The sequence below is a fragment of the Sphingopyxis selenitireducens genome (assembly GCF_051550705.1).
Taxonomy (GTDB): Bacteria; Pseudomonadota; Alphaproteobacteria; order Sphingomonadales; family Sphingomonadaceae; genus Sphingopyxis.
This window is the reverse complement of sequence record NZ_JBPULG010000001.1, coordinates 172,275-196,377: the sequence shown is the minus strand read 5'-3', so window position 1 is coordinate 196,377 and position 24,103 is coordinate 172,275. Positions and strand designations below refer to the sequence as shown.

26 protein-coding genes, 1 tRNA gene and 1 other RNA gene are annotated in these 24,103 nt (G+C 63.7%); 14 read left to right on the top strand and 14 right to left on the bottom strand.

Going from position 1 to position 24,103, the window contains the following annotated elements; translation table 11 throughout:
* The first annotated feature begins 60 nt into the window (after positions 1-60).
* Positions 61-3,063, top strand: coding sequence for a DUF2339 domain-containing protein (locus ACSYDV_RS00865; RefSeq protein WP_438321852.1), 3,003 nt, complete (start codon positions 61-63; stop codon positions 3,061-3,063).
* A 6-nt stretch (positions 3,064-3,069) separates the two neighbouring features.
* On the opposite strand, the gene ACSYDV_RS00860 is transcribed toward ACSYDV_RS00865, so the two are convergent.
* Entirely contained in the window at positions 3,070-3,696 is a 627-nt protein-coding gene (locus tag ACSYDV_RS00860) for a glutathione S-transferase family protein (RefSeq protein WP_438321851.1), read from the bottom strand.
* On the bottom strand, positions 3,693-4,637 hold the full coding sequence (locus ACSYDV_RS00855) for a DMT family transporter (RefSeq protein WP_438321850.1): 945 nt from the start codon (positions 4,635-4,637) through the stop codon (positions 3,693-3,695). The genes ACSYDV_RS00860 and ACSYDV_RS00855 overlap by 4 nt, the downstream gene beginning before the upstream one ends.
* Positions 4,638-4,728: 91 nt before the next feature.
* Between ACSYDV_RS00855 and ACSYDV_RS00850 the strand changes: the two genes are divergently transcribed.
* From ACSYDV_RS00850 to rplA, 9 genes are all read left to right on the top strand, one after another.
* Positions 4,729-4,804, top strand: a tRNA-Trp gene (locus tag ACSYDV_RS00850).
* 91 nt (positions 4,805-4,895) lie between these two features.
* Positions 4,896-5,216 carry a DMT family transporter gene (locus tag ACSYDV_RS00845; protein ID WP_438321849.1) on the top strand — a complete coding sequence of 107 codons (321 nt, stop codon included), beginning with the start codon at positions 4,896-4,898 and terminating at the stop codon, positions 5,214-5,216.
* A gap of 96 nt (positions 5,217-5,312) precedes the next feature.
* Positions 5,313-5,738, top strand: a complete 426-nt coding sequence (ndhC, locus tag ACSYDV_RS00840) for an NADH-quinone oxidoreductase subunit A (RefSeq protein WP_438321848.1) — start codon at positions 5,313-5,315, stop codon at positions 5,736-5,738.
* Positions 5,739-5,808: 70 nt separating this feature from the next.
* Positions 5,809-7,137: an MFS transporter gene (locus ACSYDV_RS00835; protein WP_438321847.1), complete on the top strand. Its 1,329-nt coding sequence runs from the start codon at positions 5,809-5,811 to the stop codon at positions 7,135-7,137.
* Positions 7,138-7,320: 183 nt separating this feature from the next.
* A complete protein-coding gene (gene secE / locus ACSYDV_RS00830; RefSeq protein WP_438321846.1) occupies positions 7,321-7,518 on the top strand; it encodes a preprotein translocase subunit SecE in 198 nt (65 codons plus the stop codon).
* A gap of 34 nt (positions 7,519-7,552) precedes the next feature.
* Positions 7,553-8,089, top strand: a complete 537-nt coding sequence (gene nusG / locus ACSYDV_RS00825) for a transcription termination/antitermination protein NusG (RefSeq protein ID WP_088471585.1) — start codon at positions 7,553-7,555, stop codon at positions 8,087-8,089.
* Between the two features lie 100 nt (positions 8,090-8,189).
* Positions 8,190-9,119: an acyl-CoA thioesterase gene (locus tag ACSYDV_RS00820; RefSeq protein ID WP_438321845.1), complete on the top strand. Its 930-nt coding sequence runs from the start codon at positions 8,190-8,192 to the stop codon at positions 9,117-9,119.
* A gap of 165 nt (positions 9,120-9,284) precedes the next feature.
* Positions 9,285-9,716 carry a 50S ribosomal protein L11 gene (rplK, locus tag ACSYDV_RS00815; protein ID WP_438321844.1) on the top strand — a complete coding sequence of 144 codons (432 nt, stop codon included), beginning with the start codon at positions 9,285-9,287 and terminating at the stop codon, positions 9,714-9,716.
* A 4-nt stretch (positions 9,717-9,720) separates the two neighbouring features.
* Positions 9,721-10,419, top strand: coding sequence for a 50S ribosomal protein L1 (rplA, locus tag ACSYDV_RS00810; protein ID WP_438321843.1), 699 nt, complete (start codon positions 9,721-9,723; stop codon positions 10,417-10,419).
* Between the two features lie 266 nt (positions 10,420-10,685).
* Here rplA and ACSYDV_RS00805 read toward each other — a convergent pair whose 3' ends face one another.
* The 5 genes from ACSYDV_RS00805 to ACSYDV_RS00785 are packed head-to-tail and all read right to left on the bottom strand — an operon-like array spanning position 10,686 to position 13,857.
* Positions 10,686-11,231 carry an NUDIX hydrolase gene (locus ACSYDV_RS00805; RefSeq protein ID WP_438321842.1) on the bottom strand — a complete coding sequence of 182 codons (546 nt, stop codon included), beginning with the start codon at positions 11,229-11,231 and terminating at the stop codon, positions 10,686-10,688.
* A gap of 8 nt (positions 11,232-11,239) precedes the next feature.
* Complete coding sequence (locus ACSYDV_RS00800; protein ID WP_438321841.1) at positions 11,240-11,920, bottom strand: TPM domain-containing protein; 681 nt, start codon at positions 11,918-11,920, stop codon at positions 11,240-11,242.
* Positions 11,921-11,931: 11 nt separating this feature from the next.
* The gene (locus tag ACSYDV_RS00795) at positions 11,932-12,750 is read right to left on the bottom strand and encodes a TPM domain-containing protein (RefSeq protein ID WP_438321840.1); all 819 of its coding nucleotides are present in this window, start codon (positions 12,748-12,750) and stop codon (positions 11,932-11,934) included.
* Complete coding sequence (locus ACSYDV_RS00790; protein ID WP_438321839.1) at positions 12,747-13,220, bottom strand: TPM domain-containing protein; 474 nt, start codon at positions 13,218-13,220, stop codon at positions 12,747-12,749. Before ACSYDV_RS00790 ends, ACSYDV_RS00795 begins: the two co-directional genes overlap by 4 nt.
* A gap of 40 nt (positions 13,221-13,260) precedes the next feature.
* The gene (locus tag ACSYDV_RS00785) at positions 13,261-13,857 is read right to left on the bottom strand and encodes a LemA family protein (RefSeq protein WP_438321838.1); all 597 of its coding nucleotides are present in this window, start codon (positions 13,855-13,857) and stop codon (positions 13,261-13,263) included.
* 121 nt (positions 13,858-13,978) lie between these two features.
* Here ACSYDV_RS00785 and mscL point away from each other — a divergent pair, with 121 nt between their 5' ends.
* Entirely contained in the window at positions 13,979-14,395 is a 417-nt protein-coding gene (gene mscL / locus ACSYDV_RS00780; protein ID WP_438321837.1) for a large conductance mechanosensitive channel protein MscL, read from the top strand.
* A gap of 30 nt (positions 14,396-14,425) precedes the next feature.
* Positions 14,426-14,783: a transfer-messenger RNA gene (gene ssrA / locus ACSYDV_RS00775) on the top strand.
* 155 nt (positions 14,784-14,938) lie between these two features.
* Here ssrA and ACSYDV_RS00770 read toward each other — a convergent pair.
* Positions 14,939-15,349: a MerR family transcriptional regulator gene (locus ACSYDV_RS00770; RefSeq protein ID WP_438321836.1), complete on the bottom strand. Its 411-nt coding sequence runs from the start codon at positions 15,347-15,349 to the stop codon at positions 14,939-14,941.
* A gap of 104 nt (positions 15,350-15,453) precedes the next feature.
* Between ACSYDV_RS00770 and ACSYDV_RS00765 the strand changes: the two genes are divergently transcribed.
* Together ACSYDV_RS00765 and ACSYDV_RS00760 are read left to right on the top strand one after the other, a co-directional pair.
* Positions 15,454-16,089 (top strand): cation efflux transmembrane domain-containing protein, encoded by a 636-nt coding sequence (locus tag ACSYDV_RS00765; protein ID WP_438321835.1) that lies wholly within the window; start codon positions 15,454-15,456, stop codon positions 16,087-16,089.
* A 48-nt stretch (positions 16,090-16,137) separates the two neighbouring features.
* Complete coding sequence (locus tag ACSYDV_RS00760) at positions 16,138-16,977, top strand: helix-turn-helix domain-containing protein (RefSeq protein ID WP_438321834.1); 840 nt, start codon at positions 16,138-16,140, stop codon at positions 16,975-16,977.
* On the opposite strand, the gene ACSYDV_RS00755 is transcribed toward ACSYDV_RS00760, so the two are convergent.
* The 6 genes from ACSYDV_RS00755 to ACSYDV_RS00730 all read right to left on the bottom strand — a co-directional run bounded on the left by ACSYDV_RS00755 (position 16,974) and on the right by ACSYDV_RS00730 (position 24,019).
* Positions 16,974-17,834: an HTD2 family dehydratase gene (locus tag ACSYDV_RS00755; protein WP_438321833.1), complete on the bottom strand. Its 861-nt coding sequence runs from the start codon at positions 17,832-17,834 to the stop codon at positions 16,974-16,976. The two genes, ACSYDV_RS00760 and ACSYDV_RS00755, sit on opposite strands and share 4 nt — an antisense overlap.
* Positions 17,834-19,429, bottom strand: a complete 1,596-nt coding sequence (locus ACSYDV_RS00750) for an acyl-CoA dehydrogenase family protein (protein ID WP_438321832.1) — start codon at positions 19,427-19,429, stop codon at positions 17,834-17,836. Before ACSYDV_RS00750 ends, ACSYDV_RS00755 begins: the two co-directional genes overlap by 1 nt.
* Before the next feature lie 2 nt (positions 19,430-19,431).
* On the bottom strand, positions 19,432-20,646 hold the full coding sequence (locus ACSYDV_RS00745; RefSeq protein ID WP_438321831.1) for an acetyl-CoA C-acetyltransferase: 1,215 nt from the start codon (positions 20,644-20,646) through the stop codon (positions 19,432-19,434).
* A 72-nt stretch (positions 20,647-20,718) separates the two neighbouring features.
* Positions 20,719-21,915 (bottom strand): CoA transferase, encoded by a 1,197-nt coding sequence (locus ACSYDV_RS00740; protein WP_438321830.1) that lies wholly within the window; start codon positions 21,913-21,915, stop codon positions 20,719-20,721.
* Positions 21,916-23,091: an acyl-CoA dehydrogenase family protein gene (locus tag ACSYDV_RS00735; protein WP_438321829.1), complete on the bottom strand. Its 1,176-nt coding sequence runs from the start codon at positions 23,089-23,091 to the stop codon at positions 21,916-21,918.
* A 10-nt stretch (positions 23,092-23,101) separates the two neighbouring features.
* Positions 23,102-24,019, bottom strand: a complete 918-nt coding sequence (locus tag ACSYDV_RS00730) for an SDR family NAD(P)-dependent oxidoreductase (RefSeq protein WP_438321828.1) — start codon at positions 24,017-24,019, stop codon at positions 23,102-23,104.
* Between the last annotated feature and the right edge of the window lie 84 nt (positions 24,020-24,103).

The following is a 24,103-nucleotide window of genomic DNA, read 5'->3' as shown; positions in this document are numbered from 1 at the left end:
GTTGACCGATATTCGCCCGCCTGCTTCATTGAGAGGGTCGGAGCAGAAGGGATCAAGATATTGGGCGCACTGACGTTTTTGGCGATCATCGTCCTGTTTGTCTTACTGATGGACATGCGGGGCCGTTTGAAACGCGCCGAAGCGACGTTGGACGAAGCGGCAAAGCGCATCGGTGCGTTGCAGCGTCAGGCAGGCCTGTTGCCTGCAAAGGTCGGCGAGAGCGCAGCGACCGCGCCGGGCAGCGTGTCTGTCGAAGCCATCTCCGACGAACCCGTCGAGGTCGCAAAAAAGCCCTCCGTCGCGGCGGCCCGCGCGCCACTGCCCACGGTGATGCAGGACGTGCCCCAAGTCGAACCTGCCGAGGTAGCGGAGCCCATAATGCCCGCAGCCAAGCCCGAACCCGCTAAGGCGAAGCTGCCGAGTGAAACTCCCAAAGCCCCCCGCAATCTTTCGCTCCAGTTCGAAAATCTGTTCGGCAAAACGCTGCCGATCTGGGCGGGTGGAATTACGCTCGCCGTGGCGGGCGTGCTGATCGTCCGCTATGCGATCGACGCCGGTTTCTTCGCGCGTATCTTCACCCCCGGGGTACAGATCGTTGCCGGACTGTTGTTCGGGCTGGGGCTGATCGGCGGCGCCGAATATGCCTGGCGAAACGAAGAGAAGTTGCGCGACGTGCGTGTGCCGCAAGCTCTGGCGGGCGCCGGTATCGCGACGCTTTATGCCGCGATCATGGTTGCGGTGAATGTCTATCAGCTGATCGGACCCTTGCTGGCCTTTGCCTCGCTCGCGCTCGTTACCGCGTCGGCGCTGGGGCTTTCGCTCCGCTTCGGTAGCCCCAGTGCGCTGCTCGGTCTGGCGGGAGGACTCGCCGCGCCGGCGCTTGTGGGCGCGGTCGCGCCCGATGTGCCGCTGCTCGCAGTTTATCTCGCGCTGACGATCGCCGGTCTCGCCGGGGTCGCGCGGATGCGGCGTTGGCCGTGGCTGGGCCTGGCGGCGCTGGTCGGTGGCGCGGGCTGGGGGATCTGGATGATCTTCGCGAACAGCGCGCTCGACGTGCTGGGTTCGCTTTCGATCGGCGGGTTCGTCCTGCTGCTGGCCATTGCGATACCGATGATGACGTTCGACGGACCGCGTGCGGCCTTGTTCCGGACCGCATCCGCCATCGTCGGGGCGCTGCAACTGGCGCTGCTCGTCGGTTATGGCGGCTTTGCGCCGCTGCATTGGGGGCTGTTCGCCTTGCTTGCCGCGGCGGCGCAGTGGCTTGCCTGGCGTGAGCGGAATTTTGCCATCGTGCCGACGATCAGCGCGGCGCTGTCGATCCTGCTCCTCGCGGCATGGCCCGACCCGACGCCTTTCTGGTTCGGCCTGATCGGGCTGTCGCTGTTGGCGATCCATGTTTTGCCGCTTCTGGCGCGGCTGTGGGATGGTCCCAAGGCCCTGAGGCGCACGCTGGAACTATGCGTGATCGCGCTCGCGCTGCCGCCGCTGGCCAAATGGCATATGTGGGACATGAGCGATGCGAGCCTTGCGCTGGTCGCGCTTGGCGGCGCCTTGCTGGTCGGCGCGGGCATCGCGCGCGGGTGGAAGGTCGACGGCCGGGCGGCCGACGGCCGCTTCGCATGGCTGACCGCGACCGCGGCCACCTTGCTGGCGCTCGCGATCATTTTGATCCTGCCGCACTGGCTGGCACCGATCGGTATAGGGATTGTCGCGGCCGGGTTGCTCTTCTTCGGCAAGGCCGCGCGGGATCGGCGTATCGAGCCGGTTGCCGCAGCTTTTGTCGGCGCGGCGATCCTCGCGCTTGCTGCGATTCCGTCGGTATCAGACGAGTTGGTGCGGCTCTTCGACGGGGCGGACGGTGATGGGGGGCGTGCATTCCTGCGCTGGGCAGCGCTGGCCCTGATCGCCGCGACTTTCGCGGTTCGGGCAGATGGCGCGATCGTTCGGCGCCTGGGTCAGGTCGCTTCGGCGTTGCTGGCCTATGGCGCCTTTGCGCAGATCATCCCCGGTTCCGTGCTCATGCTCGTTCCCGCGCTCGGCGGAGCAGCGGTGCTGGCTGCGGTGCGCCGGGTCCCCTTCGCGCGCCTCGATGGCGCCGCTGCGAGCTTTGCGGTCCTTTGCCTCGGCTGGGCGGCGCTGCCACTTGCTGTCTGGTCGAGCAACGCACTTCTCTCGCTTTCCGGCGTGCCGATGCCGGTCGATGCTGCCGGATTGCCAGCGGATCAACTGCTGCTGCGATTGCTCGTTCCTGCCGTGCTGTTTGGCGCAGCTCTATGGTGGATTCGTGATCGGCTGCCGCGCTGGCTGGTGCTGGCGGGTCTCGGCGCGATCGGCCTTGTCGGGGGTGTTGCGGTGCATTGCTTCTACCGCTTCGGCTTTGCCGCTGCCGCGGGTCAGGATTTCGTCGCGACCGGCATTGCGCAGCGCCTTGTCTGGGAGGCGCTGCTGATCGGCGGCGGCTGGCTCGCAATGAGGCGCGGGGCCATGATGCTCGCGCGGCCGCTCTTCCTTGCGGGAGTAGCGCATACCTTGGGGTACAGCCTGCTTCTCCACAACCCGCTGTGGGCCACCCAAGCCGTCGGCGCCTGGCCGCTCGTCAACCTGCTGGCACCGCTGTTCTTGCTGGCCTGGTTCAGCCTGAATCAAATCGAGCGGTTGTTCCCGGCGGCGCCTGCTTTAGTCGGCCGTGGCGTCCAGATCCTGACCATGCTGCTCGTCGCGGGCTTCGCCTGGGCCATGCTGCGCCAGCTGTTTCATGGCAGTCTGCTCGATGAGGCAGGGGTTACGCCGACCGAGAATATCCTGCGCTCGATCCTGATTCTTGCGCTCGCGATCGGTTTCCTTCTGTGGGGCATCCGTACCGGGCGTCATGACTGGCGCATCGCCTCGCTTGTGCTCATGCTCGGCGCGGTCGGAAAAGTGTTTCTGTTCGACGCGTCGGGTCTGGAGGGGTTGCTCAGGATCGCGTCGTTCGTCGCGCTTGGCTTCAGCCTGATCGGGATCGGTTGGCTCTATAGCCGCCAGCTCGCACCGGCGTCTGCCCCGCCACCATCCGGAACGTGACTGCGATTACAGCGAGTCGATCTTCTGCCGTTCGCGGGCGCGGACGAAGGCGTCGCGCGCCATACAGCGGGCCAGCCATGCTTGCGTCGCTTCGCCCAGCACATCGCGCGCACCGAGCGTCGTCGCGAGGAACGCTGCGTAACCGATGACGATGTCGGCGATGGTGAAGCGTCCCGCGACGAGCCATTCGCGGCCGTCGGAGAGGGCTGTCTCGATGCTCTTCGCGCGGCCGCCGAAGAAAGCCTTATAATCCTCGACCGCCTGCGTCAGGCGGCGCTCGGGCACTTCGACACGCGTGTAGCGAATCATGATCGCGAGGGGAAAGGTCAGCGTCGCATCGCTGCGATGAAGCCAGTTGCGCGCATCCCAATAATCACCCTCATCGCGGCGGACCTCCAGCGGGGTGCCTTCGGCGATGCGTTCGCAGATCGCCGCCGATTCGGTCATCAGCCGTCCGTTCTCGACCCAGCCGGGAACGGTCATCAACGGGTTTACCGCGCGATATTCGGGGGCGAAGGCGCGGGGCGGGAAGGGCAGGGTCTTCAAATCGACCTCGATTCCCGCTTCCTCGACCGCCCACAGGCAGCGCAGCGAACGGGCATCAGGGCAATGATAGAGGATGGGAAGCGTCATGCGGTGATGTCCTTTGTCCGTTCGATGTGCAGACGATGTTCGCGCCACGCGATGAACAGCCCGCTCGCGATGATCAGCGGGGCGCCGATCCATGTCGTCTCGGCGGGGAAGGTGCCGAAGAAGAACCAGCCGCAGGCGATCGACCACAGCAAAGCCGAATAATCCATCGGAATGACCACCGCGACGGGGGCAAGGCGGAGCGCGCCGGTGAGCGACATTTGCACCACTGCACCCGACACACCGAGTCCGAGCAGCAGCAGCCACTCATAGCCGTTGTGCGCGGTGACGACGAAGGGCAGCGCGATCCCGAGCGGAACCATCGAGAGCAGGCTGAACCAGAAAACGATCGTCGTTGCATTTTCGGTTCGGCCAAGGTCGCGCACGGCAATGGTGATCAGCGCGGTCATGACTGCGCCTGACAATGCGATCAGCGTCCCGACGCCATGCTCGCCGCTGAATCCACCCGCGAAAATCGTGCTGGGATCGAGGACGACGAGGACGCCGATAAAGCCGATGATCACCGCGCTCCACCGCTGAATCCCCGTGCGTTCGCCGAGCAGTAGTGCTGCAAAAATGACGGCGAAGATCGGCACCGACAGGTTGATCGTCGTTGCCTCTGCCATCGGCAGAAAGATCATGCCGCCGAAATTGCACGCCATGCCGATCAACCCCATCGTTGCGCGGCGGGCATGGGCACCGATTCGCTGCGTCCTCAGCGATGCGATGCCGCCGTGCGAAACCGCCCAGGCGAAAACGATGGGAATCACTACCGCCTGCCGCCAGAACAGGCTTTCGAGGATATGGATGCCCGCTTCGTCGATCAGTTTGACCAGAACGAACATCAACGAAAGGCTGACCATCGCCAGCAATCGCAGGGCGATTCCGCCCAGATAATTTTGCGGAGCCGCAGCGGAAGGGGCGGAAGAAGGGGCAGCGGTCATGTCACAAAGCGCATATCAGGCCGGTTGCTGCTTGCAACCTGTGATCCCTCTTGCCCCGCCCGGCCAATCGGGCTAGTGGCGCATCCGGCCTAGGGGTATAGCTCAGTTGGTAGAGCATCGGTCTCCAAAACCGAGGGTCGTAGGTTCGAGTCCTACTGCCCCTGCCAGGCCACATGAACAGAGGCCACGTCCTCGCCCGCGCATGTCGCGGGATACAGGTCCGGGACGGCCCGGCAGCCCGATGCAAAGGAGGCTGTTATGGCTTGGATTTATCTCACAATTGCTGGCGTGCTCGAAATCGTCTGGGCCTTTTCGATGAAACAATCGGAAGGCTTTACGAAACTCGTGCCGTCGCTCGTCACTTTGGTGACGATGGTCGCGAGTTTCGCGCTGTTGTCGCTGTCGATGAAGTCGCTGCCGCTCGGAACCGCCTATACGATCTGGACCGGAATTGGGGCGGTTGGCGCTTTTGTCGTTGGCATCGTCGTGCTGGGTGAGCAGGCGAATGCCATGCGGATCGGCGCCGCGGTGCTGATTGTCAGCGGACTTGTGTTGATGAAGGTCTCATCTCCGGCCTGATCTGCCGCAATACCCAGCGAGGCCACGTCCTCCCCTGCGTCATCGGCGCAGGCTCAAGCCCGGGACGGCCCGGCTCCTTGAAATTGGGGAGCCGTCATGCCGACGCCATCCGTTTCCGCCGCCGCTCATGCTGTTGTCGAACCCGCCTCCTTCGCATTGCTCGACTACCTGCCGATTCTTATTTTCCTGGGGGTCGCGCTGATCCTGTCGGCGCTGTTCGTCTTCCTGCCGATGGCGGTGTCGCGGTTCACGGGTACCCACGCGCCTGATGCCGAAAAAACGTCCGAATATGAATGCGGCTTTCCGGCCTTCGAAGCGCCGCGTGCGCAGTTCGACGTGCGATTCTATCTCGTCGCCATCCTGTTCATCATCTTCGACCTTGAGGCCGCCTTTCTGTTCCCGTGGGCGGTGACGGTGACCGACCTCGGCTGGGAAGCGTGGGGCGCGATGATGGTGTTTCTGGGCATATTGACCGTCGGTTTCATCTATGAATGGAAAAAGGGCGCGCTCGACTGGGAATAGATCTGCCCTACCTCATTGACACATATGTCAATAACTGAAAGCTTGATGCGTCCTGTGGGAGTTTCGAGTTTTGACCAACACTGTCCCGCCATCGGTCCAGACGCCGACCGAGGCTCACGCTTTGCGGCCGGGCACTGTTGCTGCCTATGCCGCGACTGCGGGGCCGACGGTCATCCTCGGCCTGCCGTTCAGCGTCTATCTGCCTCCCTATATTGCCGAGGGCGGAGTGATCGCGGTCGCGCTGGTCGGGCTGCTCTTTTCTTTCACGACAATCTGGGACGGCATCGTCGATCCGTTGATCGGGACGATGATCGACCGGGTTGGGACCGGGATTGGCGCGCATCGACGCTGGATGCTGCGCGCGCTTCTGCCGCTGTTGCTGCTTCTCCTTGTCATCGTGACGCTCGGCGACCGGCTGCCTTTTGCTGCGCTGTTCGTCGTGATGATATTCTTCTACTCCAGCTTCAGCCTGTATGACGTCGCGCAGTTATCCTGGGGCTCTGCGCTGGTGCGGACCCCGGCGGAAAGCGCCTTGCTCTATGGCGCGCGCGACTGGTTTTCGAAGATCGCGTTGATCGTCGCCTTCGCCGCGCCCGCGGCGGCGCAGTTCCTGATGCCCGGCATCAGCCTGCAGGGGCGGATCATGGCCTATGCCAGTATTTTTCTGGTCATGGCACCGGTTGCGCTGTTCGCGATCCGCCGGGTGCCGCCGCGTCCCATCGCCGCCGCACAGGGGGTCGGATGGCGGAGGGAGATTCGCGCGTCACTGTCCTTTCCGCCGCTGATGCTGTTGCTGGGGGTGCAATTTCTGAACAGCTTCGCCTTCGGGGCGCTCACTTCGCTGTTCATCTTCTTCGCGGCTGCGGTGCTCGGGCTCGACACGCAAAGCGCTTTGCTGCTGTTTGCCAGTTTCATCGGCGGCGCGATTGCCTCGCCGGTGTGGACATATCTGGCGCGCCGCTATGGCAAACCGCCGATGATGATCGCGATGGGGGTGCTGATTTCGGTGTTGCTCGTTGCGACCTTGGGGCAGGAACCGCGTGGTTTCGGCCAGGCGGCGGCTTTTTCTTTGATGCTGGGGACGGGGTTCGTCGGACTGCTCTTCACCTATTCGATGCTTGCCGACCTGATTCCGCGCGACGCCGAACGATGCGGGCGCAACCGGTCGGCCTTTCTCTTTGCGCTTTTGAACCTGATGCAGAAGTTCGGTGTCGCTGCCGCGATCGCGGTCAGCTATGCGCTGCTCGACCTTATCGGTTTCGATCCGCGTAACGGAGCGGCCGCAGCGCGCGGGCTGCACATGCTGTTCGCGCTGCTGCCGACCGCGGCGTGGGTGATCATGATCGGCCTGCTAATCGCAATGCGCGGGCACATGCCGACCGCCGCGCCCCGCCTTTGACTTGCAATCGCCGCGCCGCCCAAGTAAAGGCCGCCCATTCGGACAGATGCGCCGTTTTCCTTCCGCCTTTCGCCGACCTGGTCGGGGAGGGTGGCGGACTATTGCCTGAAGCGTGCTTGACGTGCAGGCGGCGACGACCCATCTGACCGATTATTGAACGCTTACGAGGACAGGACGAACGACATGGCCAGGACCAGCATCGGCGAATTCGTCAACCAGGTGAAGACCGAAGCCGGCAAGATCGTATGGCCCACGGGCCGCGAGACGATGCAGACGACGATCCTGGTACTGATCATGACCACGATTCTCTCGCTCTTCTTCCTCGGCGTCGACACGGTTTTCAACGCGATCGTCAGCTGGCTGACGTCGCTCGCGCGCTGATCAGCGCGATTTCAGGGACAGGACAGGCATAGCTATGGCGCGCTGGTACATCATTCACGCCTATTCGGGTTTCGAGAACAAGGTTCGCGATTCGGTTCTCGCAGAGGCCGAACGCATGGGGCTGACCCAACTCGTCGAAGCGGTCGAAGTGCCGGTCGAGACGGTGACGGAGGTCAAGCGCGGCAAAAAGGTTCAGGCCGAACGCAAATTCTTCCCCGGCTATGTGCTCGCGAAGCTGACGATGACCGACGATGTTTATCACCTTGTGAAGAACACGCCGAAGGTTACCGGCTTCCTGGGTTCGATGGGCAAGCCGCAGGCGATCAGCGAAGCCGAAGCCGCGCGCATCCTGAACAGCAAGGAAGAGGCCGCGGCCCGTCCGAAGCAGGAAATCCGCGTCGATTACGAAATCGGCGATCAGGTCAAGGTACTCGACGGTCCGTTCGCCAGCTTCAACGGGCTGGTCGAGGAACTCGATTTCGAAAAGGCCCGCGTCAAGGTCAGCGTCTCGATCTTTGGACGTGCCACCCCGGTCGAGCTCGACTTCGAGCAGGTCGAACGGATGAAGTAACAAGCGTTGCCCCGGCGAGAGCCGGGGCCGCAGGCGGGCTGTATGTCCGCTAGCGATCCCGGCCTTCGCCGCGATAACGAAGAGGGGGCAAGCCGACATCGTGACCCAGCTCACTCCCGAAGAAATTCAGGCGCGCATCGAGCGCGCCCGCACGATTAACGAAGGCATTTCGGCCGAAAAGGTGGTCGGCGCAGTGTCGCGGCTGTTCGACCTCGAGCCCGCGGGCGAGCCCGACGAATTTCATTTCCCCGCGCTCGCCACTACCGCGCGCGACCGCATTTTCGGCGGGCAGGTGATTGCACAGGCGATGGTCACGGCGGCGCGCACCGTCGATTCCGACAAACAGGTCCATTCGCTGCACGCCTATTTCCTGCGCGGCGGCGACGAAACGAAGCCGCTGCATTTTCGCGTCCACCGCGATTTCGACGGGCGCAGCTTTTCCAATCGTCGCGTCGTCGTGCGTCAGGACGGCAAGGTGATCTTCAACCTCACCGCTTCGTTCCAGCTTCCGGCAAAGGGCCTATCGCATCAGGTGCCGATGCCCGACCTGTTGCCTCCGGAAGAATGCTGGGACTTCACCGATTTCATCGCTGCGGCTCCCGGTGTGTCGGATCGACAATTCGCGCATATGGCGCGCCGTCGGCCGTTCGAGATGCGCAGCTATCGTCCTCCGGCGTCGGCCGGGGCGACGCAGCATTATCAATGGTTTCGCGCGGCCGCGCCGATCGGCGACGATCCGCTGATTCACCGGGCCTTCCTGGCCTTTGCCTCCGACATGGGGCTGCTTTCGTCGGCCATGTTGCCGCATGGCGTCAACTTCTGGACCCCGGGACTTTTCTCGACCAGCCTTGATCACGCAATGTGGTTTCACGCCGATGTGCGTGTCGATGACTGGTTCGTCTTTGTGATGGACAGCGACTGGACCGGCGGCGATCGCGGGCTGTGTCGTGGATCGATCTATAGCCAGGACGGAACGCTGATCGCGACGGTCGCTCAGGAAGGCCTTCTGCGCTATACTCCGCCGGCCTGAGGCTCCAAAAGCCTTGCTTCTCTGCCCATTTGGCGGTAACGGCGCCGCTTCGCGTCAGATACGGGCGTGATTCCGCGCGGGAGGAAGGGGTGATGCCCTTCTGTTCGACCGCTTATTTTGAGGTTCGCCCGAATGGGCGGGCCAATAGATTGAAAGGAGGCCATCATGGCCAAGAAGATTAGCGGCTATATCAAGCTGCAAGTTCCGGCAGGGACCGCAAACCCCTCGCCGCCGCTCGGGCCGGCACTCGGCCAGCGCGGTGTGAACATCATGGAATTCTGCAAGGCGTTCAACGCCGCGACCGACGGTCTGGAAAAGGGTACGCCCACCCCGACCATCATCACCGTCTTCGCAGACAAGAGCTTCACCTTCATCACCAAGACGCCCCCGGCAACTTACCTGATCAAGAAGGCCGCGAACCTGAAGTCGGGTTCGAAGGAGCCCGGCAAGATCAGCGGTGGCAAGATCGCGCGCTCGAAGCTCGCTGAAATCGCCGAGATCAAGATGAAGGATCTCAACGCCAACGACATCGAACAGGCGACGAAGATCATCGAGGGCAGCGCGCGCTCGATGGGCCTCGAAGTGACGGAGGGCTGAACCGATGGCAAAGCTGACCAAGAAGCAGAAGGCCCTTGAGGGCAAGGTTGACGCACTGAAGCTTCATGCTGTCGACGAAGCGATCAAGACGGTGCGTGAACTGGCCTCGGCCAAGTTCGACGAATCGCTCGAAGTCGCGATCAACCTGGGCGTCGATCCGCGCCACGCCGACCAGATGGTCCGCGGCGTCGTGACGCTGCCCGCCGGTACCGGCAAGGACGTCAAGGTCGCCGTGTTCGCACGCGGCGAAAACGCTGAAAAGGCGCTGGCCGCCGGCGCCGACAAGGTTGGTGCCGAAGACCTGATGGAAGACATGCTCGCGGGTAACCTCGACTATGGCCGCGTCATCGCGACGCCGGACATGATGGGCATCGTCGGCCGCCTCGGTAAGACGCTGGGTCCGAAGGGCCTGATGCCGAACCCGAAGCTGGGCACCGTGACCCCGAACGTCGCTGAAGCCGTGAAGGCCGCCAAGGGCGGTCAGATCGAATTCCGCGTCGAAAAGGCCGGTATCATCCACGCTGGCCTCGGCAAGCTGTCGTTCGGTGAAGAAAAGCTTCGCCAGAACTTCGACGCTTTCGTCGATGCGATCGTCAAGTCGAAGCCGGCTGGCGCGAAGGGCAAATATGTCCGCAAGATCGCGCTGTCGTCGTCGATGGGCCCGGGTGTGAAGGTCGACACGACCGACGTCACCGGCGCCTGATTTCGATCAGGACGGATTTAGGAAAGGGCCGGGGGAAACTCCGGCCCTTTTCTTGTGCACCGTGTACGGGTCGCTGAAACCTGTCGGGGTGCGATAGGCATCGCTCAACCCGTCTATCCGCGGCCGACGACTTCAACGCTGCTGTGGTTCCGGATCAAGTCCGGGATGACGAAGAGGGAATGGTCGGATTGGGGCGGGTAATGAGCGTTTTTTTCCCTTCTTGCCTTCGGGAGGGGAAACAGGCGGCCGCTTCCGGCCGTTAGCCGCTAGCCGGCGAGCAACCCGCCCGCCAGCAGCATCGCCACCCGCACGTCGATCCCGCAGCCTTCGGCACGCTTTGCCGCGACGAAATCCGCGACAGCGTCGAGCCGCACGCGGTGGACGACGATATCCTCGCCGTCGACCCCGCCGCCTTCGCCGATCCGGGTCAGGCCCGTGGCGACGAGCAGGGTGAAGCTTTCGCTGACCATGCCGGGCGAGCTGTAGAATTCGCCCACGGTGCGCCAATGCGCGGCGCGATAGCCGGTTTCTTCCTCCAGCTCGCGCTCGGCGGCGATTTCGGATGCTTCGCCTGCGGTGTCATCGCCGACAAGCCCGGCGGGCAGTTCAAGGCACCGCACTTTCAACGGTACGCGATATTGCTCGACCAGGATGACATGCCGCCCATCCGCGGCATCGTCGATCGCGAGGATCACTGCGGCGTGGATACCACGCGCGCGTGAGACATATTCCCAGCTTCCTTGCTGCTTTACCGCAATGAAGCGGCCTTCCCACCGTGTTTCGATGGGGGCGTCGGGAGCGGGGCGGGTCATATGCTGTCCTAGATTTCGATCAACCGGTCGGGCAGTTCATTGGGGTTTTCGCTGCCGCGTGGGAAATGCTCGGCAAGAACGAAGCCCATCTGGCGTACCGCTTCGGCCATGCCTTCGCCGGGCTGCCCCGCGCGGACGCGCTCGATCAGCGCCGCCATCGCGTCGCCCCAGACTTCGGGTGAGACTTTCGCGGCGATGGCTTCGTCGGCGACGATATCGGCGCGATGCTCTTTCAGGCTGACATAAAGGAGGACGCCGGTGCGTCCGGTCGTCTTGCCCTCGGTCCCGACCTTGAACAGGTCGATCGCGCGGGCACGCACGCGCTGCGCCAATATCGTGCGCGGGGTAAGGGCGAGACGCAGCGGCCGCCATAACAGGATCAGCCACATGCCGATCCACTTGAGCACACCGATGGCGATGACTGTGCCAAGCCATTGATTGGCCGTCAGCTCATGCCCCCATCCGCCGATGATACGATAATAGAGTCCTTGGTAGAATTCGGGGAAAAGCGCGACCACTGACATGGCGACAAAGGCAATGATGCTCGCCCAGACGAGCGCGACATCGTCATAATCATTCGATTTTGCGGCGATGACGGTGACGATTTCGCCGCTGGTACCCGCCTCGGCCGCAGCGACCGCGTTGGTGACGATATCATGATCGGCGGTGCTGACGTGGCTGACTTTCATCGGTTCTGCTCCTACCAGCCGCCGGAGGCGCCGCCGCCCCCGAAGCCGCCGCCGCCGCCCGAAAAGCCGCCGAAGCCGCCGCCTCCGCCACCCCAACTCGATCCGCCACCGCCCCAGGACGATCCGCCGCCGCTGCCGCCGCCCCAGTCGTCGCCGCCCCAGATGATGATCGGCGCACCCCACGGGCTGTGTTTGCGCCGCTTGCCGCGCCGCCCGAGGCTCGACAGCATCGGCAGGACGAAGAAGAAAAAGATGATGAAGCCGACAAAGAACAGTCCGCCGAAATTGCCGTCGTCGGCGCGGTCGCGTTCCTGCGATGCTGCAGCGGCTGCGCGCGCTGCGGCCTCCTCGGGCGGCAGCTGGATCTGCTCCGCGATCGCGGTGACGCCCGCCTGAATGCCGGCGGGCATGTCGCCCGCCTTGAACAAGGGGGTCACCGTGTCGCGGATGATCCGCCCCGACAAGGCATCGGTGAGGATCGGTTCGAGGCCAAGGCCGACCGAAATATTCATCCGCCGCTCGTTAGGAGCGATCAGAAAGACGACGCCATCGTCCTTTTCGGCATCGCCGATCTTCCATTCGCGGCCGAGCTTATAGCCATAATCGGCAATATCATTGCCCGCGAGGTCATTGACTGTCGCGACGACCAGCTGATGCCCCGTCGTCGTTTCCAGCTGTTCGAGCTGCGCATTGAGCGCGGCTTCCTCGGCGGGCGGAATGATGTCCGCCTGATCGACGACGCGGCCGGTCAGCTTGGGGAAGCTTTGTGCGGCGGCGGGCATGGCCAGAAGCGACAGGCCGAGCGCCCAGCCGAGCATAATCGACCTCATTGCGTATCTCCTGTTTGGGCGGCGATGGCATCGATGCCGGTGGTAAGGCCAGCGGCGTAGTCGCCCGCCTTGAAGTGGGGGGACATCTGGTGGATCACGGCGAGCGCCTTGTCGTCGGTCAGTGTCTTTTCCATTCCGCTTCCGGTCGCAATTCTCATCTGCCGGTCGTTTGGTGCGACGAGGATGACAATGCCGTCATCATGCCCCTTTCGGCCAATACCCCAGCGATTGCCAAGGCATGTACCGAAATTGTCGATGCTCGCGCCGTTGAGGCTGGGTGCTGTCGCAATGACCATCTGATGGCTCGTGCGCTGCTCATACCGGGCCAGTCGTTCCGACAATTGCGCTTCTTCCTCCGCCGTCAGAATGCCCGCCACGTCGGTCACCCGGCCTTTGAGCGCCATTTGCGGCACACCGGCGCAAGCGCCTGATTCCGCTTGTGCGGCCGCCTTGCAGCCGCCCACGATCATCAGGATCGCGAGCGGGCCTGCAAGAACAGCGAGCCGCATTTTACTGACCGAAATCGACCTTCGGCGCGACATTGGCGTTCGGCGTGATGGCCTTGTACGGCGTCATCGGCTGCGCGCCATGGACGATCTTGGCCCCGATGATGTCGGGGAAGGTGCGGATGGTCGTGTTATAATCCTGCACCGCTGCGTTATAATCCTGGACCGACACGTTGATGCGGTTTTCGGTGCCCTCGAGCTGGGTCATCAGGTCGGCGAAGCGCGCCTGACTCTTGAGGTCGGGATAGGCTTCGACGGTCGCGAGCAGACGGCCGAGCGCGCCGGACACCTGGCCCTGCGCCTGTTGGAACGCCTGAACCTTGGCAGGGTCGTCGAGGTCGCTGGTCGACAGTTTGACCTGCGTCGCCGAAGCGCGCGCCTGAATCACGCCTTGCAGCGTCGATTGTTCGATGTTGGCGGCGCCCTTGGCGGTTTCGACCAGATTGGGGATCAGGTCGGCGCGGCGCTGATAGGCGGCTTCGACATTGGCCCACTTGGCCTTGGCAGCCTCTTCCTTGGTCGGAACGCTGTTGATGCCGCAGGCCGACAGGCTCATCGCGGCGACGGGCAGGATCATCCAGCGGGCGGAACGATAGGTCATGGTCGTAGGTCTCCCTCCGGCGGCGTTTTGCCGCAACAATACACATAATAGGATGGCGCTTGCCTTTGCGCAATCGGCGAGGCATTTTTGACACATAGATCAACCATATGGGGAACATCAAATGCTGGGCGAGTTCAGGGAATTTATCGCGCGCGGCAATGTCATCGACCTCGCGGTCGGTGTCATCATCGGCGGCGCTTTTGCAACAATCACCGGCTCGCTGACCGAGGATCTGATCATGCCGCTGGTCGGTTGGATCTTTGGCGGGGTCGATTTCTCGAGCATGTTCATCCTGCTCGGCAATGTTCCCGACGGGATCGCGGCAACCGATTACGCGGCGCTGAAAAAGGCCGGGGTGGCGATGATCGGCTATGGCGCGTTCATCACCGCGGTGATCAATTTCCTGATCCTCGCGTGGATCATCTTCCTGCTCGTGCGCACGGTGAACAAGGTTGTCCGCAAGGCGCCGGATGCGCCCGCCGGTCCGACCGAAGTCGATCTGCTTGCCGAAATTCGCGACGAGCTGCGCAAGAAGTAGTTTCGGTTCTGTGACAAAATGCCCGGCCGCGCTCTTCCCAAGCGCGGCCGGGCACCCTATATGGGTGGGGTCGGTTTCGGCCGACTATGAGGATAAATGGTGTCGTGGAATAGACACAGCGGACCCGGGGGCAGTACCCGGCGGCTCCACCACAAACCCGTATTTTCCCTTTGGGACGTGCGGGTTTCTGACGGGGCCGAACCAGGATCGACGTGTGTTCAAAGACGATGTTTTCTTCCGGGCTGAGTAACCCGTTCAAGGCTCAAAACCAATAGGTGCTAACGATAACGAAGCACTCGCTCTGGCTGCGTAACCGTTAGGCCTCACGGCCGAAGGTTATTCAAATAGAACGCGGTTCGGACCGAACCGGGCAACAGAATCGGAAACCAGCGGCTGGGGACGAGCCGGGCAACAGAATCGTCCCACCTTTCCCGAAATTCCGGATTTTGAGCGTTCGATCTTCGCCTCTTTCAAGGCCGAGGTCGATATGCCTTGCCCTGCAGAGCGGTTCATATCGCCGCTTCGCCGAGGGGGCGGAATATTCTAATGCGCGCTCCCGCATTGAGCATGGTCCCCCAGCGCTTCGATCACCCGGCAGTCGGCCGCGATGCCGCCGCGGCAGCGACCGACGATCCGGGTCAGTTCCTCGCGCAGCAGGGTTAGTTGTGCGATCTTTTCCTCAACCTGCTGCAGATGGCGGGTCGCGATGCGATCGGCGTCGGCGCAGTCGCGTTCGGGATGGTCCGACAAATCGAGCAACGAGCGGATTTCCTCGATCGTGAAGCCCAGATCGCGCGAATGGCGTACAAAGGCGAGCCGCGCGCGATGGGCGTCGCCATAGCTGCGATAATTGGCCGCGGTGCGCGATGGCGCGGGAAGCAGGCCAATCCGCTCATAATAGCGGATCGTTTCGATATTGGTGCCGGTAGCACGTGACAGCTCGCCAATTTTCATCGCTTGACCCTGTAGTTGATACAGGGTGCATATAGGGTGCCGAATCAAGGAACCAAGACGGCTTTTCCTGCAAAAGCCGGAGCGAGGAAGCAGGAGATACGGCGATGGCCGATAGTTGTTGCGCAGGGGCCAGCGGCAAGACCGCGCTGAACGATCCGCGCTGGCGGCGGATCCTGTGGATCGCACTGCTGATCAACGCCGCGATGTTCGGCATCGAGATCGTCGCCGGCGTCGCCGCGGACTCGCGCGCGCTTCAGGCCGACGCGCTCGATTTTCTGGGTGACAGCGCCAATTATGCGATCAGCCTGGGGGTTGCCGGCATGGCGCTCGCATGGCGCGCGCGCGCCGCGCTTCTGAAGGCCGTGACGATGCTTGCCTTTGGCCTGTGGGTGTTCGGTTCGGCGGCGTGGGGCTTCTTCAGCGGAACAGCGCCGCATGCCGAGACCATGGGACTGATCGGCGCGCTGGCGCTCGCGGCCAACGTTGCGGTCGCGCTGATGCTCTATCGCTATCGCACCGGCGATGCGAATATGCGTTCGGTGTGGATTTGCTCGCGCAACGACGCGATCGGCAACATCGCGGTGATGGGTGCCGCGCTCGGCGTGTTCGGGACGGGGCAGGGATGGCCCGATTTGCTGGTCGCGGCGATCATGGCGGGGCTCGCCATATGGGGCAGCATCGAGGTGTTCCGTCAGGCACGCGGAGAGCTTGGCGGCGTGGCATCGGGGCATGCCGGCTAGGGCAACCCCGACCACGGAGTCGCGGACCTTCTGACCCGCCGCGCGGGCATGCTCATCGCGCGCGACGCACGGCTCATCGGGCGCTCTGTACCGCCGCCTTGTTGTTACGGCGCGGGCGCCGCATCGTCTGGGTATGTTTCAGACATTCTTTACCTTTCGACAACCCATGTCGGCGCATACGCCATAGCCATGCCCATTCACGCGACGATCGAACACCAGCAAGCCTCGGAAAACCAGCGGGGAGCCTCCCGTGTCCGCATGCGGATCGAGACGGAAGGCTCGCTCGACGACGGCGAGGGAACGGCGGTGGTGATCCACAATCTGTCGGCCACCGGCATGCTGATCGAAACCGTCTCGGATCTGACGATCGGGCAGAGGATTTTGGTCGCGCTGCCCGAGGCGCCCGACCTGGCCGCCGCTGTCGTCTGGCGCAGCCAGGCGCTTGCCGGCTGTCGTTTCGATCAACCGCTGTCGCGGGCGATACTCAGCGCCGCACAGCTGCGCAATCCGTTACCGAACGACGTCGATCCGGCGGGCGGAGTCGACCCCTATGAAATGTTGCCGCAGCGTTTGCACCGGTTGCGGCAGGAACGGGGCCTCAGCCGCGCGGCGCTTTCGACGCAAACCGGCTTGAGCACGCCCAGTATCTGGGCATGGGAAACCGGAAAGACGGTCCCGCGGCGCAGCAACCTGCTCGCGCTGGCCGAGGCCTTCGGCATTTCGGAGCGCGAGTTGGTGATCGGTGATCCGGTGGCGCATCCTGCCGATGACGCCGTTTCGGGGGACCGCGTCGAGCAAATGCGCACGCTGATCGAGGCCAGTCGCGAACAGATTGCGACATTGGCTGGGGTCGTGCCCGCCAATGTGAAGATCGCTATCGAATTTTAGGCCGCGCTGCGTCGGGCGGCTGCCGACATGACCGGCCGGCCATCGGCGGCAAACGCACCCAATTCGACCGACGCACCATCACCGCGCAGAGCAAGATGCAGCTCTTCTCCGCAGATAGCGGGGGAGAGGCCGCGAAAGGTAAAAGAGGTCAGCGCATTGTCGCCGAACTGCCGCCGGGCAAGATCGAGCAGAAGTGTCGCAGTGAGCGGGCCGTGGACGACGAGGCCGCGATAGCCCTCTTCGCGCGTCGCGTAGGGCAGGTCATAGTGGATGCGGTGGCTGTTGAAGGTCAGTGCCGAGTAGCGGAACAACAGCGCTTCGTCGGGAACCAGCAGGCGGTGAGCGTCCCACTCGCCGGGATCGAAGCGGCCCTCGCCGGGCGGCGGCGGGGATGGCGGGGCGCCTGAGGGAGCCCCGTCGCGAAACACGATGGATTGCGTCTCGCGCACCGCCAGTTCGCCGTCGGCGCGGATTTCATGTTCGACTTCGACGAAGATCAAGGGCCCCGATCTGCCCTGTTTGGCGGTGATCGAGCGAATAGCCGACCGCCGTTCGACCGATGCGTCAAGGGTGAGGGGGACGAGAAATTCAACCTTGCTTGCCGCCCACATGCGGCGCGGCAGCGCGATTGGCGGCATCCAGCTGTCGGGACTATCCGCGCGCCGCGGGTGGCCGTCGGCGCCCAATGTGGCCGTCGGCGCATCGGGGGTGCAGAGGCACCAGTGAAGGCCCTGCGGAACACTGCCGTCCACTACCGCCTCGCGATCGAGCGTTGCGAGCCAGCGCGCCGTTCGTTCGGCGCTTACCCGGTCGCGGCGGATATCTTCGCGGCCGATCCATGCGTCCCACTCGCTCATCAATTGCGTCCTCCGACTAGCCCGCGCGCGATCACCTGCGCCTGTATCTCGGCCGCACCCTCGAAGATGTTGAGGATGCGCGCGTCGCACAGGATACGGCTGATTTCATATTCCAGTGCATAGCCGTTGCCGCCGTGGATTTGCAGGCTGGCGTCGGCGTTCGACCAGGCGGCGCGTGCGCCGAGCAGCTTTGCCATTCCAGCCTCGATATCACAGCGTTTGCCGCTGTCCTTGGCGCGCGCGGCGGCGTAGCTCAATTCACGTGCCGTGACGAAATCGACGAGGCTCATCGCGAGCTTGTCGGCGACGCGCGGGAAATGGACGATAGCCTTACCGAATTGCTTGCGGTTCATCGCATAGTCGAGCCCGAGTTCGAGCGCGCGGCGTGCAACCCCGACCGCGCGCGCGGCAGTCTGGATGCGCGCGCCTTCGAAGGTGCGCATCAATTGCTTGAAACCCTGTCCCTCTTCGCCGCCGAGCAGGGCGTCGGCGGGTGCGCGCATCGCGTCGAATTGCAGCGCATATTCGCGCATCCCGCGATAGCCGAGCACTTCGATCTCGCTGCCCGTCATCCCGTCGGCGGGGAAGGGTGTGTCCTCGGTCCCGCGCGGTTTGGGGACGAGCAGCATCGACAGCCCGGCATAGCCCTTGGCGTCGGGCAGGGTGCGGGTGAGCAGGGTCATCAGGTCGGACCGCGCGGCGTGGGTGATCCAGTTTTTTGCGCCGTCGATCACCCAGTCACCGCTTGCATCTTGCCGGGCGCGCGTCTGCAGCGATCCGAGGTCGGATCCTACATCGGGTTCGGTGAACACTGCGGTTGGCAGGACTTCGCCGCTGGCGATCCGGGGCAGCCATTGGCGCTTCTGCGCGTCGGTGCCGCCCATGCCGATCAGCTCACCCGCGATTTCCGAGCGGGTGCCGAGCGACCCGGTGCCGATCCAGCCGCGCGACAATTCCTCGGTGACGATGCACATCACCAGCTTGCCGAGCCCGAGCCCGCCAAACTCTTCGGGAATGCAGACGCCAAAGGTGCCGAGGTCGGCCATCGCCGTCACGGTCGCATCGGGGATCAGATCATTGGCGAGGTGCCAGCGGTGCGCGTTCGGAATAATCTCCGCGTCGGTGAAGCGGCGATACTGATCCCGGATGGTGTCGAGGTCGGCGTCGTGGAGCGTCTCGCTCGGCCAATGCCCCGCCGCCAGCGCAGCGGCGAGATCGGCGCGGGTGGCGGCATGGTCGGCGTCGAGCAAGTCGGCGCAGGCATTCGCAAGAGTTCGCGCCGCTGCGCCGATGCCAAGGTCGGCCGGACGGAACATCTCATTCTGCCCCATCGGCAGGCCGCCGACGAGCTGGCCAATACCTTCGGCAAAAGCGAGGGTAGCGATCTTGGCGTCGAGCGGGTTCGAGTCCTGGCCGGACTCGAACCAGTCAAGGGTCGCTTCGAGCGCGGCGACGGTCGTCGCGACCCACGCAAAACCATGCGCCGCGCGCTGCTCGCTGTCGATCGCCCGCGACGCCAGCCGTTCGGCAAGCGCAGCTTGCGCTGCCGCACGATAGGTTTGCGCGGCGGCGAGAGCGGGGCGCAGATCGGCCATGCTCAGACGGCGCGCTCGAAGATCGCCGCGATGCCCTGACCGCCGCCAATGCACATGGTTTCGAGGCCATAGCGGCCGTCGCGGCGGACGAGTTCGCGGGTGAGGTTGGCGAGGATACGGCCGCCCGTCGCTCCGATCGGATGGCCGAGCGAAATGCCCGATCCGTTGACGTTCAAAATCTCGTTACGGCTGTCGTCGTCCGACCAGCCCCAGCCCTTGAGCACTGCGAGCACCTGCGGTGCAAAGGCTTCGTTGAGTTCGACCAGATCGATGTCGTTCCAGCCGAGGCCATTGCGCGCGAACAGGCGTTCGACGGCGGGGACGGGACCGATCCCCATGCGGCTGGGGTCGCAGCCTGCCGCGGCCCAGCTGTGAAACCAGGCAATGGGTTCGAGGCCGAGTTCGTCGAGCTTGTCCTCGGCAACGACAAGGCATGCCGCTGCAGCGTCATTTTGCTGGCTCGCATTTCCGGCAGTGACAACGCCGCCTTCGAGCGGACGGAGCTTGCCGAGCGTTTCCATGGTTGCGTCGGCGCGATAGCCCTCATCCTGCGCGAAGATGACCGGATCGCCTTTTTTCTGCGGAACGGATACCGGGACCAGTTCGTCGGCGAACAGCCCTTTGTCCCATGCCGCGGCGGCGCGCTGATGGCTGCGTACCGCATAGGCGTCGGCAGCCTCGCGGCTGATGCCATAATCCTTCGCGAGATTTTCGGCGGTTTCGATCATCCCGGTGATGACGCCGAAACGCTCGACCGGCTGCGACATCACGCGGCCGCGCGTCAGCCGGTCGTGGAGCGTCAGATTGCCCGCGCGCACGCCCTTGCGGATGTCGGTGCTGTAATGTTCGACGTTCGACATCGATTCGACCCCGCCTGCGACGACGACATCGGACATGCCCGTCTGGACCATCATCGCGGCGTTGGCGATCGCCTGCAGCCCCGACCCGCAGCGGCGGTCGAGCTGATAGCCCGGAACCTCGAGCGGCAGGCCTGCGGCGAGCCATGACCAGTGGCCGATGCATGGCGCCTCGCCATTGCCGTAACCCTGACTGAAGACGACATCGTCAACGCGGCCTGGATCGACCTTGGTGCGCTCGATCAGCGCCTTCAGGATCACGGCGCCAAGGTCGCCGGCGGTCAAGGACGAGAGGCTGCCCCCGAACTTGCCGACGGCGGTGCGGATGGGGGCGACGATGGCGGCGCGGCGCAGGGTCATTTCGGGTCTCCGGTTTGGACTAGTCGTTCGATGGATTGGTTGCGTTTATTCCGAGGGAGGGGGGAGGCGATGTTATGCAACGCCGACAATGCCGGCATCGATCAGGCGGGCAATCTCGCCCGAGGAAAGCGAAAGGCGGGTGGCGAGGACTTCCTCGCTATGCTGGCCGTTCCGCGGGGCGGGGCGGGGCGCCTCCCGCTCCATCTGCGGAATGGTCGAAAAGGCGCCCGCCGCGGGATAGGCAAAGCCGCTCGGGTTTTCAGCTGCGCCGAAGACCGGATTGTCGGCGACCAGCGCCGGATCGTTTACCGCGTCGAGCATCGTGCGATACGCCGAATGGACGATTCCGCCGGCATCGAAGGCGGCGGCAAGGTCGGCATGGGGGCGCGAGGCGATCGCGTGCTCGAACAGCGGATAGAGCGCGTCGCGATGGTTGAAGCGGAGGCCATCGTCTTTGGCGAAAGACACGCCCCGCTCGATCTCGATTGCTGCAATGGCGTCGCCGAGGTCGAGCGCGGCGATGAGGTTCGCCCATTGGCGCGGGGTGACGACGACGATCATCGTGCGCTGCCCGTCACCGGTCACGAAATCGCGCCCGAACAGGCCATAAACCGCATTGCCAAGGCGCGGGCGGTTTTCGCCGGAATAGAGGGTTTCGGCGATGCCGCCCAGATTGGCGACCGTCCCGATCGCGACGTCGGACAGCGGGATGCGAACCTCGCCGCCTTCGCCGGTTGCGCTGCGCCGCTGGATCGCCGCGAGCAGGGCAAAGGAAGCATAGGCGCCCGAGAGCAAATCCCATGACGGCAGGACATGGTTGACCGGTTCGGGGCCCGCGCCGGTGAGCATCGGATAGCCGACCATGTTGTTGACGGTGTAATCGAGCGCAGGCGAACCATCGGCCCAGCCCATGACGCGGACGGTGATCAGGTCGTCGCGGCCCTCGGCGAGCGTTTCGTGCGACAGGAAGCCGCCGACGGGGAAATTGGTGATAAACTGCCCTGTCGCGCGCACCAGTTCCTGCAACAGCTCGCGCCCCTCGGGACGGCCGAGGTCGAGCGCGACCGATTTTTTCGCGCGGTTGAGATTTTCCCAATAGAGCGAGTCATTGTTCGCGGTCACCGGCCAACGGCGAAAATCGGGGCCGCCGCCGATCTGGTCGACGCGGATCACCTCCGCTCCCATTTGCGCGCAATACAGCCCGGCGGTGGGCGAGGCGACGAAGGACGACGCCTCGATCACCGACAGGCCGGAGAGCAGATTGTACATTCAGGCGCTCGCGTGGAATTCGCGCAGCATATGCTTGGCGATCTGGAGCTGGAGGATCTGCGTCGTGCCTTCATAGATGCGATAGATGCGCGCATCGCGGAAGAAGCGTTCGGCGTCATATTCGGCAAGATAGCCCGCGCCGCCATAGACCTGTACGCACGCATCGACGACGCGGCCGCACATTTCGGATGCGAAGACCTTGAACGCTGCGGCCTTGAGCAGGACATTCTCGCCGGCATCGGCGCGGCGGGTGACATCCTCCATCATGCACTCGGCGGCATAAATGTCGATTTCGCTCTGCGCGAGCATCTGCTGGATCAGCTGGAAATTGGCGATCGGTTCGCCGAACGCCTTGCGTTCGGTCGCATAGCGAACCGCGCTGTCGAGTGCGCGGCGGGCGTAGGCGGTCGCAGCGGCGCCGACCGACATGCGGCCGTTGTCGAGGCTCATCATCGCAAAGGCGAAGCCCTTGCCGACCTCGCCCCCGAGCAGAGCTTCGCCGCCGACGCGCACATCCTCGAGGATGATGTCGGAGATGTGGCTGCCCGACTGGCCCATTTTCTTGTCCGACTTGCCCGTCGATATGCCGGGAGCATCCATCGGGACGATGAAGGCCGATACATGCGCGTTTTTCGGCAGATTCTCCTTGCTCGTCCGCGCCATGATTAGCGCGACCTTCGCGAAGGGGGCATTGGTGATGTAGCGTTTGGTGCCATTGAGCACCCACCCATTGTCGGTCTGTACCGCGCTGGTTTGCAGCCCGGCCGAGTCCGATCCCGATCCGGGTTCGGTGAGGCCAAAGGCCGCGATCTCGCCCGCAGCGACGCGCGGCAGCCATTCGGCCTTTTGCGCTTCGGTGCCGCCATTTTTCAGCGCCGAACAGAACATGCCGATGTTGATCGAGATGATCGAACGGAACGCCGGCATCGCATAGCTCAGCGTGTGGATGGTGCGGACATACTGGCTGACATTCATCCCCGCGCCGCCAAATTCCTCGGGCATCGTCAGCCCGAACAGGCCCATGTCGCGCATTTCGGACAGGATGTCGGCGGGAATTTCGTCGGTCTCGATGATGCTCTTTTCGGCCGGGATCAGCCGGTCGCGGACATAGCGTTGGAGTTGCTCGATAAACTGTTCGAAGACATCGGCGTCCATGCCGGGGTTCGCATTGCTCATGCTGGGTTCCTCAGATCGGATCATAGGGGAAGACGTGCGCCGAAACCTCGTCGGCGCGCGCGAAGCTGGGGCGGAAAGCGGGGATGAGTTCGTCGGCGATCGCTTGCGCGGTCCAGCCCTCGACCTTGGTCATCGAACGGATGGGGCGCGGTTTGGAGAACAGCATGATCTCATTCTTGCGCACGCTGAAAATCTGGTTTGTCACATCGCTCGACAGGTCGGAGGCGAGATAGGCGACGAGCGGCGCGATCTTGTCGGCCGACATTTCCTGCATCCGCGCGACGCGCTGTTGCTGATCGGGCGTCTCGGCGGGGATCGACGAGGTCATCCGGCTCCATGCGAAGGGGGCGATGCAGTTCGACCGGACGCCGACGCGAGCCATGTCGAGCGCGATCGACTGCGACAATGCCACGACACCCAGCTTGGCCGCCGAATAATTCGCCTGTCCGATGTTGCCTATCAGGCCGCTGGTCGAGGTGAAGTGGATGAAGCTGCCCGATTGTTGCTCGCGGAAATAAGGCGTCGCGGCCTTCGACACGTTGAAGACGCCGGTCAGATTGACCTCGATGACGCTCTTCCAGTCCTCGTAACTCATCTTGTGCCAGATGGTGTCGCGCAGGATGCCGGCGTTGTTGACCACCGCGTCGATGCGGCCGAACTTCGCGACCGCATCCTCGATGATGCTGGCGGCTTCTTTGGGATCGGCGACATCGGCGAAATTGGCGATCGCCTTGCCGCCAGCGGCGACGATATCGTCGACCGTGGTTTGCGCCGGAGAGGCGTCGCCGCCGTCGCCAGCCTGTGCAACACCCGGATCATTGACCACGACCGCGGCGCCTTCGCTGGCGCAGTGCAGCGCCAGTTCGCGTCCGATCCCGCGCCCGGCGCCAGTGATCGCTACGATTTTACCGTCCAGGCTGTTGCCCATGCCGTCTTCTCCCGTCCGATTCCTCTGCATAGCGCGATAGACGGCGCGTCGCATGATTTCAACATTGGGAATTGAATTTCATCG